The sequence below is a fragment of the Sphingobacterium spiritivorum genome (assembly GCF_016725325.1).
Taxonomy (GTDB): domain Bacteria; phylum Bacteroidota; class Bacteroidia; order Sphingobacteriales; family Sphingobacteriaceae; genus Sphingobacterium.
On the sequence record NZ_CP068083.1, the window covers coordinates 3555904 to 3568617 of the forward strand.

At 41.2% G+C, this 12714-nt stretch carries 9 protein-coding genes; 4 read left to right on the plus strand and 5 right to left on the minus strand.

What is annotated here, in order from left to right; all coding sequences use genetic code 11:
- Nucleotides 1–8: 8 nt before the first annotated feature.
- The 4 genes from I6J02_RS14915 (at nucleotide 9) to I6J02_RS14930 (ending at nucleotide 6140) form a co-directional block, all read left to right on the plus strand.
- A complete protein-coding gene (locus I6J02_RS14915; protein ID WP_201678640.1) occupies nucleotides 9–1529 on the plus strand; it encodes a RagB/SusD family nutrient uptake outer membrane protein in 1521 nt (506 codons plus the stop codon).
- A gap of 15 nt (nucleotides 1530–1544) precedes the next feature.
- The gene (locus I6J02_RS14920; protein ID WP_201678641.1) at nucleotides 1545–3044 is read left to right on the plus strand and encodes a glycoside hydrolase family 30 protein; all 1500 of its coding nucleotides are present in this window, start codon (nucleotides 1545–1547) and stop codon (nucleotides 3042–3044) included.
- Between the two features lie 8 nt (nucleotides 3045–3052).
- Nucleotides 3053–4387 (plus strand): DUF5125 domain-containing protein, encoded by a 1335-nt coding sequence (locus I6J02_RS14925; protein ID WP_201678642.1) that lies wholly within the window; start codon nucleotides 3053–3055, stop codon nucleotides 4385–4387.
- 532 nt (nucleotides 4388–4919) lie between these two features.
- A complete protein-coding gene (locus tag I6J02_RS14930; RefSeq protein ID WP_201678643.1) occupies nucleotides 4920–6140 on the plus strand; it encodes a DEAD/DEAH box helicase in 1221 nt (406 codons plus the stop codon).
- Between the two features lie 111 nt (nucleotides 6141–6251).
- On the opposite strand, the gene I6J02_RS14935 is transcribed toward I6J02_RS14930, so the two are convergent.
- The 5 genes from I6J02_RS14935 to I6J02_RS14955 all read right to left on the minus strand — a co-directional run bounded on the left by I6J02_RS14935 (nucleotide 6252) and on the right by I6J02_RS14955 (nucleotide 12711).
- Nucleotides 6252–8207: an OmpA family protein gene (locus I6J02_RS14935; protein ID WP_201678644.1), complete on the minus strand. Its 1956-nt coding sequence runs from the start codon at nucleotides 8205–8207 to the stop codon at nucleotides 6252–6254.
- Nucleotides 8208–8266: 59 nt separating this feature from the next.
- A complete protein-coding gene (locus tag I6J02_RS14940) occupies nucleotides 8267–9280 on the minus strand; it encodes a type IX secretion system membrane protein PorP/SprF (RefSeq protein WP_201678645.1) in 1014 nt (337 codons plus the stop codon).
- 36 nt (nucleotides 9281–9316) lie between these two features.
- Nucleotides 9317–11008 (minus strand): gliding motility-associated C-terminal domain-containing protein, encoded by a 1692-nt coding sequence (locus I6J02_RS14945; RefSeq protein WP_236581993.1) that lies wholly within the window; start codon nucleotides 11006–11008, stop codon nucleotides 9317–9319.
- Nucleotides 11009–11048: 40 nt separating this feature from the next.
- Nucleotides 11049–11849: a hypothetical protein gene (locus tag I6J02_RS14950; RefSeq protein ID WP_201678646.1), complete on the minus strand. Its 801-nt coding sequence runs from the start codon at nucleotides 11847–11849 to the stop codon at nucleotides 11049–11051.
- An 88-nt stretch (nucleotides 11850–11937) separates the two neighbouring features.
- Nucleotides 11938–12711, minus strand: a complete 774-nt coding sequence (locus I6J02_RS14955; protein WP_236581995.1) for a hypothetical protein — start codon at nucleotides 12709–12711, stop codon at nucleotides 11938–11940.
- Between the last annotated feature and the right edge of the window lie 3 nt (nucleotides 12712–12714).

The following is a 12714-nucleotide window of genomic DNA, read 5'->3' on the forward strand; positions in this document are numbered from 1 at the left end:
TTAAGGTTATGATATCAAGATATATATTAATTCTCTTGTTGAGCTGTATGGGATGTACAATGATGTCCTGCTCATTAAACAGAGATCCGTTAGATACCTATTCAGATGTCACTGAAGGAGTAACGGAGACAGGAAAAAAAGTAGTGTTTAAAGATAAGGCAACTGTATTGAGTCATATGAAGACGCTTTATCAGCAGATGAGAGACCGGCAGGAACACTGGTATCTGGATCTGTTGCTGATTGCAGAATCACATGCGGACAATGCGTATGCCGGAACAACCGGAGCAGAGGTTATTCCGTTCGAGAATAATGCCATAGAAGGTTCGAACTCTGTAGTCAATCGGGACTGGAACCGGTATTTGCAGGATATAGGTCGTGCAAACCGACTTATTGTTAACATTGACAGTGTGAACGATAATACGCTCACTGCACAGGAACGCAAGCAGTACAAAGCAGAAGCGATGATTTTCAGAGCGATGATTATGTACGATATGGTACGAATATGGGGAAGCATTCCTGTGATTACGACAGAAGCAGCTGACATTACATCAGAGACGCTCGAAGAGGTCTACCCGCAGTACTTTCCAAAGCAGGCTACCGAGCAGGAGGCCTATCAACAAATTGAAAAAGACTGTCTTGCTGCGCTGCAGGATGCACCTAATAGTGTTGCTTCAGACAAAACGGTGTTTTCGAAATCTGTAGCCAAGACATTGCTTGCCAAGATCTATGTTGAAAAACCGCTTCGTGATTATGCCAAAGCTATTCAGTACTGCGATGCTGTAACTGCAGACGGATTTGATCTGGTATCTGATTTTAGTGATCTGTTTGGAATGAATGCCGGAAATACAGATGCGAAAATGCGAAATACAAAAGAATCTATTCTGGAAGCACAGTTTTTTCCGGGAAGTGGTAACTGGGCCACCTGGATGTTTGGACGTGACCTGATCAATTACGATAATAATTTTACCTGGGCCAAGTGGGTTACACCTTCACGTGATCTGATCAAAGCTTTTCAGGAGGAGGGAGATCAAATACGGTTCAATCAGTCTGTTGTGTATTATGTAGCCAAATGGAGTAATTATTATCCGGCAAGCAATTATCCATTTATGTATAAACTGCGCTCCGCCAATAGCAGTATTATCAAATACAGATATGCAGATGTATTGCTGCTGAAGGCTGAAGCGCTGATCCAGCAGGGGAGTACTGACTTGTCAGCTGCTGCTGATATCATCGATCGTATTCGTGTTCGCGCAGGACTGCCTAAACTTACCACAGCAGCAAAAGCATCAAAAGAAACGATGTTGACCGCTCTTCTTAAAGAAAGACGTCTGGAACTGGCTTTTGAAGGGCAACGTTGGTTTGATCTGGTCAGACTGAATAAGGTGGAAGAAGTTATGAATGCTGTATTTGCAAAAGACAGCGGACGCAAACCTCTGGTTTATCCGTTTAATACAAATTCATACCGTTTACCTGTGCCGCAGGCAGCAATTGATCAAAATCCGAATCTGGTACAAAATCCGGGATATTAATTAACTCTATCAAAGATGAACAAGTATAATAATAAGTATATGATTCTAACATTTTTGTTTTCGTGTCTGCTGACTATAAGCTCATGCAACCGCGAAAGCTATACCCCTTCCGAAGGTTCTTCTTCTGCAGAAAGCGGAGATGTCACTGTATATATAACGACCAACAATCGTAGTTATGATTTCCAAAAGGAATACAAAACATTCAGTACCAAATTTAATATGTCCCCCAATACGATTACATTGGATCCTGCCGTCAAATTTCAGACTATGGATGGATTTGGTGCGGCAATAACCGGATCCACCTGTTATAATCTGATGAAGATGAAAAAGGAAGACCGGACAGCTTTCCTGAAAGAAACATTTTCAGATAAGGAGGGTATGGGGATGAGTTACATCCGTATAGCTATCGGATGTTCGGATTTTTCATTGAGTGAATATACCTGCTGGGATACTCCCGGAATAGAAAACTTTGGACTGCAATCGGAAGAGAAAGATTATATTATTCCGGTATTAAAAGAGATACTCGCTATTAATCCTGATCTGAAAATCATAGGATCACCTTGGACAAGTCCCCGTTGGATGAAAGTAAACAATCTGACGGAGTTAAAAGCGTATAATTCATGGACAGGAGGTCAGCTTAATCCGGCGCATTATCAGAATTATGGAACTTACTTTGTCAAATGGTTACAAGCTATGGCTGCTCAGGGGGTAAAAGTGGAAGCGATTACGCCTCAGAATGAACCGTTGAACAAAGGTAATTCAGCTTCTTTGTATATGACCTGGGAGGAGCAGAAAGCCTTTGTAAAACAGGCACTGGGACCACAATTGAGAGCTGCAGGTCTGCAGACAAAAATATATGCCTTCGATCATAATTATAACTATGATAATATTGCGAGTCAGAATGATTACCCGGTTAATATCTATAAAGATCAGGAAGCCGCATCTTACTTTGCCGGAGCAGCTTATCACAATTATGGCGGTAATAAATCGGAACTGCTGGATATTCATCAGCAAAGACCTGATAAAGAGTTGATCTTTACAGAGACTTCTATAGGTACATGGAATGATGGACGTAACCTGTCTACACGGTTGATGGAAGATATGCAGGAAGTGGCATTGGGTACTGTCAATAATTGGAGCAGAGCGGTTATTGTCTGGAATCTGATGCTGGATACAGAAAAGGGGCCAAACCGTGAGGGAGGATGTCAGACTTGCTATGGTGCTGTAGATATCAACTCGGCCAATTATAAAACGATTACCCGTAATTCTCATTACTACATTATCGGACATCTGTCATCGGTTGTAAAACCGGGAGCGACACGCATTGGAGCATCCGGATATACCGCTGATGGATTACAGTATTCTGCATTCCAGAATGTAGATGGCAGTTATGCTGTCGTGTTGCTGAATAATTCAAATGAAAACCGTGCAATTACATTGAATGACAGTAAGCATCATTTTAGTTATCAGGTCCCTGCAAAATCAGTGGTTTCCTATCGTTGGACTTCTAAATAACAGTAATCATGAAGAAAAGTATATTAGCGGGATTTTTATTGCTGCATAGCATAGGAATCTTTTACTCCTGTAAAAAGGATGAAAAATTAACTCCCGGGAACCCGGCGATGACGCTGAAATCAGAACTGAAAACGGCTTTGTTTGGTGATAGTCTTTCTTTTGAAATACAGGTCTCTGATCCTGCTGTGCCCTTATCTACACTTAAAGCTCAACTGTATTATACAGACGATCAGGTATCTGAAACGGTCATACGGACAAAAGATAACGGTACATATTCCGGTAAGATCTTTATCCCTTTTTACAAAAATGTACCTGATGGGACAGCGACACTGAAACTGGTTCTGCAGAATATAAATAAGACTATTACGGAGCAGTCTCTTGATCTTGTTGTGAGTCGTCCTGATTTTCCTTATCTGACTCTGATTACGGATGGGAAAGAATATAAGATGCAGAAAAAGGCAGCAAATCAATATGCTGCAACAGAGGTTTTTCCGTTTTCTGTTAAGGGATACATCAAAGCTCCAAAAGTGGGGTCAAATGGTAATGAAATGAACTTTGGATGGGAAAGTAATGCAATAGCGCTTGGATCTACTTCTCTGATTCCTTTTTCCAACTCCTCATCAGGTACCTATACTATTGCATTTAATACCTTTAATTACGAAGCATCTCCCTTTATTATTGCTTATGCGATTAATCAGAAAGTACTGAATCGGGTCAATGATGATAATTTCAGAACAGATCTGACCATAAACAAGGGCGATCAGGTAACTATCGATGGTTTTTCGGATCTTAAAGACTGGTGGATAGATCCGGATTTCTTTACGAAAGATAGCAATGGAAAACTGACGTTTAATGCCATAAATGGTAATTATAGAATTACAGCCAATTTTCCGAATAAATATTTTATTGTCGAAGCACTGGATGGAAGTAATTATGCTTCCTTGAAAGCAGATGGAACAGGAGCAATATGGATTATCGGAGAAGGAGTAGGGAAACCGTCTGTAGCGAATAATCAGGTTGGCTGGAATACAGATAAAGCGCTTTGTCTGGCACCAATCGGAAATAAGAAATATCAGATTACCTTTAAAGGAAAGGAAACGATCAAAATTGATAATATCAACTTTAAATTTTTCCATCAAAAGGGATGGGGTGGTGAATTTGGTGCTGCAGCTATAAAGACCTCCGGAGACCTGATCTTTATTGGTAATGGAACTAACGGAAGAGATTCCGGCAATTTGGGACTGGTCACAGGAAAAACACTGGAAGATGGAAAAACATATGTCCTGACCGTGGATGTCAGCGCAGGTAATACAGCTGCGGTGTTGACTGTACAGGCTAAATAATTACTTTGGAATAACGAAAGTAAGGAAAAGATCCCCTGATCTGCCAACCGGCAGATCAGGGATCTTGTTTTTGTTAGTGTCGCTGAACTGGCAATGACTGGCTTAAGCGTTTTATTACCTTGGTACGAGCGTCATGCTCGCACCAGCTTTGCTTTCTTGTCTGCGTGTGTTGGTGTCCTCACCAACAATTTAACAAAGTTTAGTTTTGTAAGTGTTTTGAACCTCTCTCCCGATAAATCGGGATCTCTCCTTGGAAAGGAGAGAATTAACTGAGCTTAACCGTTGTTACTTCTCTGGTGCAGGCATGTTGTTAGTGGCTTTATTATTCTGGTTCGAGCGGCATTCTCGCACCGGCCTTTGTTTTTCTTTACGTGTGTTGGCGTCTCCGCCAATACCTTAACATGTTTGTAATAAGCTGTTTGTTTTTGATTTTTTATTTTCCCATTCCATTATGTACGCTTTAACAATTTCTTTCTTTGAGAAAAAAACACTAAATTATGCTGTTTTTACAGTATAACGATAAAATAAAAGTTTGAAATTCACCGAATTTGGTTTGGCTCCTCTATTGGAGGAGGGGCTGGACAGTATGGGCTATCTTGATGCAACTCCTATACAAGAACAGGCTATTCCTGTTATTCTCCAAGATAAAGACCTTATTGCCTGTGCGCAGACAGGTACGGGCAAAACTGCATCTTATCTCTTGCCTATATTACATAAAATTGAAGTCCGTAAATCGGAACATGTCAATACCTTGATTTTAGCTCCTACACGTGAATTAGCCTTGCAAATTGATCAGCAGATTATGGGACTCGCTTATTTCACAGGAGCAACTTCTATTGCCGTATACGGAGGAGGTGACGGAATAGGATACGAGCAGCAGAAAAGAGCAATCCGCGAAGGGGTAAACATTATTGTAGCCACTCCGGGAAGATTAATTGCTCACATGACATCAGGCAAATTTGATTTTTCTAAACTGGAACATCTTATTCTCGATGAGGCTGACCGTATGTTAGATATGGGATTCTATGAAGATATTCTGCGGATTATTAGTTATTTGCCAGCCAAGCGTCAGAACTTACTTTTTTCGGCTACTATGCCTCCAAAGATCCGTTCTCTGGCCAAACAGATTCTTCATGAACCTACAGAAATAAATATAGCGATATCCAAACCTTCAGACGGCATAAAGCAACAGGCCTATCTGGTATACGATGAACAAAAAACGGAATTGATCAAAACTATTCTCTCCGATGATAGCTACTCCAGTGTTATTATTTTTGCATCTAAGAAGGAAATTGTAAAAAGGCTGACCCATGAATTGCAAAAAAAGGGAATAGCTGCTGAAGCATTTCATTCCGATCTGGAGCAGACTCAGCGTGAAGAGGTCATGAACAAGTTTAAAGGTAAGCGTCTGAGTGTACTTGTCGGAACGGATGTGATATCAAGAGGGATTGATGTTGTGGGAATAAGTCTGGTGATCAATTATGATGTACCTCCGGATCCGGAAGATTATGTACATAGAGTAGGCCGTACTGCCAGAGCTGCCACCACAGGTACAGCTATAACGTTTATCAATACAAAAGATCAGAATCGTTTTGGCAGAATTGAAGCATTGATAGGTAATGAAATTGAAAAAATACCTTTACCTGACGGATTTTCGGAGGGACCTGTATATGACCCGAAAAGCCGACCTGCGAAAAAGAAATTCCACCGGAAAAAGAAGCCGTTCAGGAAAGTAGCTAAGAAACAGGATTAATAGGCATTGATACATAAAAACACGAACTTTTACAGAAATAAAAGTTCGTGTTTTTATGTGTATTTTTTTAAAAGAATGAGGCTGTCCAAAAAGGCCGGATAGCCCCATTTGTTAGTATTCCAGTATTTTTATTTCCGTACGTCGATTAGCCTGATGTTGTGCTTCTGTGCAGTTTACACCATCTTTACATCTATTTACCAATTTAGTTTCTCCATAACCTTTAGCAATAAGCCGGTTTCGGTCTATTCCGCGACTTACTATATAATCTACAGCAGATTGTGCTCTGTTTTGAGATAATTTCATGTTATATTTAGCTGTAGCTCTGCTGTCAGTATGGCTTGATAATTCAACTTTTAGTCCCGGATTATCCCGCATCGTCCGGACAAGCTGATTAAGAATAGGTTTGGCATCATCCCTGATATTATATTTATCCAGATCGTAGTAGATATTCTCCATTACAAAACTTGTCCCTTTTTCCATCACTGGTTGCAGATGAAGGGTCAGACGGATAGAGGTATCCCGATGGGGTAGAGGTGTTGTGAAAGCAATAGAATCTTCCATAAAACCCACTTTCTCCCCAATTATACGATAAGATAATCCGGGATCTGCCTGAAAGTTAAATTCACCTTTTTGATTGCTTGATTTGCTTTGAATTATCTGTCCTCTTTCATTCTGCAATGTCAGTTGTACAGATGCAATCAGCTCTGATGTTGCTTTATTCAAGGTTTGTCCTTCCAGATATATCTGAATTTTTGGTTTTTGAAACGAAAATGAGTAAATGTCATCCAATCCCTTTCCACCTATGCGGTTGGAAGATATATATCCCGAAAAGTATTCGTTATTTTTGCTGACAATCACATATGAAAAATCATCTGAAGCGGAATTTACAGGAAAACGCAGATTTCTGGATTTACTGAATCCATTTTCCTTTATTTCAGTCACGAAAATATCCAGACCGCCCATACCCGGAAAACCATTACTGGAATAATACAGCATATTTCCGGAGACAGATGGAAACATTTCATCTCCTGTTGAATTAACTTCGGGACCGGCATTTACAGGTTGATCCCAGCTGCCGTCTGAATTACGTGGACAGAACCAGATATCTACACCACCGATTCCTCCGGGCATATCCGAAGCAAAATATAACGTTGACTCATCTTCGCTTAATGCGGCATGTCCGGTAGAATAACGCTGTATATTATTGTAGGAAAACGGAGCCGCTGACCAGGTGTCTCCGGATCGTGTATAGATGATCAGTTCCAGATTATGTTTGTAAAATGTGTAGTTTCCCGCTTGTTGTTTTTCGGCATCTTTACCAGGGTAGGTGCGGGTAACCAACAGCAGATTTCCATCTTTACTGACGGCGACAGGTCCCACATGAAATGCCGCATCATTAAATACGTCAGGTAGTATAGCAGGATGTGATAATTTAAGTTGATTCTTATCTATGCTTGCTGAATAAACCTTAAGATAGGGACGACCCGTGCGGCCGGAAATACCTTCACTCCAGCTACCGGGTTCACCTGTATACAATACATTTGTATGGAGTGGAGTAACACCAAATTCAGAATTGCGCGTATTGATGTCTTCTTCGTTTATCAGTTTGTGTAAAGTTGGGGTTGTCATCCATACCGTAGCTGAATCAGCCCCCTGTATGGCAAGTGCAACTTCGTTTGTCTTTCCGGTGCGCATCGCATACTGATGAAATTGTTCTTTTGCGCCAGCATAGTTCCCTGTCTTTTTTAGCAGCTCTGCATATGCGAGTTGAGATCGATCCGAAAACTTTCCTTCATTCATAATACGGGCATACCAGTTTTGAGCGAGGCTGTAATCATCCATAAGATAATAACATTCTGCCAGACGTTCCATGTCCTGAACATGTGGCTTCTTTGTGTCTACAAGTTTCTCATAAATACGAGCCGCTCTGTAATATTCGTACTGATGATAGAGTTTATCTGCAGTTCCCCTGAGACTTACCTGCTCCTGACCTCTTACCGCAATTACTCCAGTCAACAGAATTCCGGTAATGAGTAGTTTATATATAGTATGTAGTTTATTTCCCATCTTTATTGCTGTTATCAGGGTCTCGTTTTAAATTTTATGTTATACCGTCTGATTTTCTCTTAAAAAAAACGTGGACTCAGGTACTGACTTGCCCCGCGGCTGCCGAATGTCAGCCCCAATGTGATTTCATGAGAGCCATTTTGTAATCCGCTCATTCGGTTGAGCATGGCGTCATAGGAGTATCCTATACGAAACCGATCAGTTACATAGAACTGTGCAATACCTGTTATAGCATTCATGGCGCTTAGTTTGTCTACCGTGTGATCCTGATAAGCACGGTTAAACAGTTTGGCTCTTGTACGGTATCCGGCTCCGATCCAAAATTTGCTGTTGAATATAAACATGGCATTCAGATCCAGAGAGGTAGGTCCTTTAAAGTCTTCTTTCAGCAGGAGGCTAGGTCGCAGGTGAATGCCCTTACTCAATTCGAATAACATACCTGAAATGACATACATACTTACTGTACGATAGAGATTCTCCGAAGTATTTTGATTGAAACGGTAATCTGAACCAGAGTTTGTGCCGTTAAAAAGATCCTGCACAGATACTCCTGCATACCAACGCGGATTACTATAATAAATTCCCAGCCGGACATCCGGTACCCAATCTGATATCATACCTTTAGGTACGGTAGGGTCATTCTGCTGATTCGGATCCAGCTTGTTCCCGTCAAGACTGTATTGTGTGACACCTCCAGCTATACCGAGACTGAGCCGTTGCGTATCCTCATTATCAAGTTGTAAGCGAAAGGCATAATTGCCATAGATAGCTGTTGCCGACTGCGCTCCAAGTTTGTCTGCTGTGACGTTAAGTCCTACAGCGTGTCGCTTACTCTGTGCGTCCAAAATACCGTCTATAGAGGCCGTTCCTGTTTTTGGAGCCCCTTGCCAACCCGTCCACTGACTACGCAGACCTACCTGTGCAAACCACTCTTCTTTGTAACCTGCATACGCCGGGTTTACACTCATGGAATTGAAAATGTATTGCGTAAACTGAATACTCTGTTGTGCATATATTTTACACATGCCCAGTAATCCGGTGAGCGTGAGTATTATGTATTTTCTGTATTTCATTTTTAATAATTCTTATGTAGTTTTAGATTATCACTACTATTGAGGTTTGATCAATACATCTCCTTTGAATACACGCTTCTCGTTTCCTTTAATGGCTTCAATAATATAGAAATAGGTTCCTGTATTAAGTCCGCTGCCATCCCATTTATTATCATACTTACTGTTACGATATACTTCATTTCCCCAACGGTTGACAATGGTCATGCTAATGCGGTCATAGTATTCGTATCCGATAATCTCAAAGTAGTCATTGATGCCATCTCCGTTTGGAGTAAATACATTCGGAATATGAAGATCACGTGATTGGATGTTCACCGTGACACGTGCCGTATCTGAAAGTCCGTATTCATCCGTAATACGATATTCAAAAGAATCTTCTCCAATGTATCCGGGATCAGGTGAATAGGTCACGGTACCATCTGTATTGACTGTCACCTTTCCATGTTGAGGTGGGGTGATGACCTTTACGGAAGAAACAACTATGGGGTGGGAGCCGGCGTTATCATTTTGCAGAACATGCAGCTGATTTTCTTTATTCGTGTATTGATCTGCATATGGGATGGTAAAGATATCATCATTAGCTTCAGGACCTTTATAACTGAATTTCGTTACCCATGTACCATCCAGTGTAGGTGCAGCATAGGCTAATACATCCTGACGGGTATGTATGCCTGCAGAAACTAACGTTGTGATATCGCCGATCCAATTGCCATTGCCGGAATACTGCATAATTTCTGCTTTACTATCTATAAATAGATTTCCGTTAGTGATAGCCTGATGGATCAGGGTGTAATCCGCTCTCAGTTCTTTATTGGCATAGATATGCCAGATGCGGTCCATGCCTACCTCTGTATCCTTGATCTGTATTGTTGTAGAGGCCTTGTAATCCATGACACCGACATGGATTTCATCAGCTGCTTTGGGAGTGAGGATTGCAGGAGTGTAACTGCTTTCATCAATACCTACCGGAAAAAGGAATTTTTCGCCCTGTTTCAGACTTTTGACAAGCAGGCTTCCCGGAAGATTTCCTGTCACAATATATCCGCGGATATTCTGATTGGGCGTATTGATACTGCCTGCATTCAGTAAATGCGCATCAGGTCCCAGAATCAGTTCAAAACCGTTAAGCAGGATATCCCCGCCCTGCACGTTGAAATCGATATGGGAAGCTACTTTTAAAGCTGCTATATTATTTACTCCGGTTGTAAGACCGTAACCGGGATCTGCTATATCAGCCAGCCTGATATTAGACGGGTTGTCAATCGTAATGTTTACAGAAATAAATTCTCCGTTATTTGCATCTATCAGCGTGGGTTGATTACCCCATCCAATATAATATGGATTTGAACCGGGATCTTTCAGAATAAGCTTTCCACTACCTGTAATTTTGGCTGTAGGAGCAATCCAGATCTTGTTACTGTAAATGTATAAATCTCCGTCTATCTGCCATTCGGCATTTGGACCAATAAAAAGATTTTCGGAATATATAATATCCGATGTGCCTGCAGAAACGATAAAGTAGGAGTTATTTGAAAAATCGGAATTTTTGCCATTTTGAGCATGCAGAGAAAGGCTAAGCAGGCCAAGTATAGTACTTAAGAAAAATTTGACCATATTTTTCATACTCTTGCATGCTGGTACACTCGGGCACACCTTATGGGATCCTGATCCTTTGGACAGAAATAAAAAACTATCAATACCTGTTACCAATCTGTTATATCGTTTCATTTTTAGGTCTGTTTATTACTTATTTCTTGTTATACAATTTTTATTGTACGGGCACTGCATAAAAATAATTTTCGGAATTATTGGTGGCATATTGGAAAACATCGCTTGTCCATCTTTGAAAAACGAGATATAGGGTAATTCCACCAGGTGCAGTTACATCAATAATCGAACTTCCAGATATAAAGCTTGTGCCGTTTGTGTCAGTAGGGGAGGCCTTAGCCGCTTTAAGCAGCAAACCGGCATAACAGGTGCTGACACCGGCCGGTCCCAAATGTGTAAAGCCAGCCTGTGCTGTACTTGCAGGGCTTGAAGACAGATAACAATGTTCCCAACCATCGGTACTGATGTTACTGAAAGTCATTCCTGCATTTACTGCCCATTTACCCTGCGGAAGAGTGATAGATACACCAGATGCTACATAACCACCGGATCCACTATTAGAATGTACAGTGTTTACTGAGGCTGGAAATGTTCCTAATATGGTGGGGCGAAATGCAGGAACTAGTGTCCATGTACCAACTCCGTTTGCATCGCTGGTCAGTACATAGCCGTTGAACTGCGTACCATCTATAATCTTAATCGCCGCTCCCGCTGTACCGTTATCAATAACGAGTTTTGCGGTAGGTGCGATCGTACCGATACCAACATTACCTGTACTGGTGACGACAAAATCGTTAGCTGGCTGTGTTCCTGTGGGTGCACCACTGGCGTTATTATCTTTACTACCATCGACATGCAAAACAGCTCGAGGGTTTTTGGTATTGATTCCTGTATTTTGTGCATAAGCGGAAGCAAACCAGGTAGTAGCAAGCGCTGTAGCTATAATTTTAAGTGTTTTCATTGTGCTGAATATTAATAATATTAGGTATTATTTGCTTATGCAGATAGCGTGATGTTTATGGTTATTTTAAAGAAATAAAGAACAGCCATCAATCTATTGGTTTGGCGAAAAAGTAATTTTCCAGATAATCTTTTGCATTAAATTCGTAAGCACCGCTAGGCTGATTTTGCAATAGCAGGTGGATGATAACAGTCGGTGCGGTTACTTCTATGGTCATGCTGCCGGTAACAAAACCTCTCTGTGCGGGAGAATTGGGAGGATCAGTGATGTTAGTGGACACTAGTCCTCCATAGCTACTTTGCGAACCGGCCGGACTCAGGAAAGTAAAACCATTTTGCTGAATTGAATTAACATCAGAGGATAAATAGCAGCGCTGAAAGATGGTTCTGTTCCCCCCTGTGAATGTTATACCTGCATTCACAATCCATTTTCCTCTGCTCAGTGTAATGGATATCCTTGAATCTCTAGGAGGGTTAGTATAACCATTCGGTATTATCTTTATGGAAGCACTGGGGAAATCTCCATTAACGACAGCTTTTGACACTGCCGGATAATTCCATTTAGCTAAACCAGTGGCATCAGTAGTGAGTACACTACCTGTTTGTTCTCCGCCATCTCTAATCTGAAGCTTACCTCTGATATCTAATCTGTGTGTGGGTGTGATCGTTCCTATGCCTATATTTCCGCCTGATGTCACTACAAAATCGTCAGTTTCCTGTAGAGTAGGAGTATTGTCTTTTTTTGCATCCACATGCAGGACAGCTGCCGGATTTTTGGTGTTGATTCCGGCCGGCTGAGCCTGTAATGTAATTGTGCCTGATACACATAACAACAATAACAAATATGTCTTCAAACTATTCATTTT

Bases quoted from the DNA above. Each gene is read 5' to 3' on its own strand.
- I6J02_RS14915 (WP_201678640.1), top strand. From the start codon at position 9: ATGATATCAAGATATATATTAATTCTCTTGTTGAGCTGTATGGGATGT.
- I6J02_RS14920 (WP_201678641.1), top strand. From the start codon at position 1,545: ATGAACAAGTATAATAATAAGTATATGATTCTAACATTTTTGTTTTCG.
- I6J02_RS14925 (WP_201678642.1), top strand. From the start codon at position 3,053: ATGAAGAAAAGTATATTAGCGGGATTTTTATTGCTGCATAGCATAGGA.
- I6J02_RS14935 (WP_201678644.1), bottom strand. From the start codon at position 8,207: ATGGGAAATAAACTACATACTATATATAAACTACTCATTACCGGAATT.
- I6J02_RS14940 (WP_201678645.1), bottom strand. From the start codon at position 9,280: ATGAAATACAGAAAATACATAATACTCACGCTCACCGGATTACTGGGC.
- I6J02_RS14945 (WP_236581993.1), bottom strand. From the start codon at position 11,008: ATGAAACGATATAACAGATTGGTAACAGGTATTGATAGTTTTTTATTT.
- I6J02_RS14950 (WP_201678646.1), bottom strand. From the start codon at position 11,849: ATGAAAACACTTAAAATTATAGCTACAGCGCTTGCTACTACCTGGTTT.
- I6J02_RS14955 (WP_236581995.1), bottom strand. From the start codon at position 12,711: ATGAATAGTTTGAAGACATATTTGTTATTGTTGTTATGTGTATCAGGC.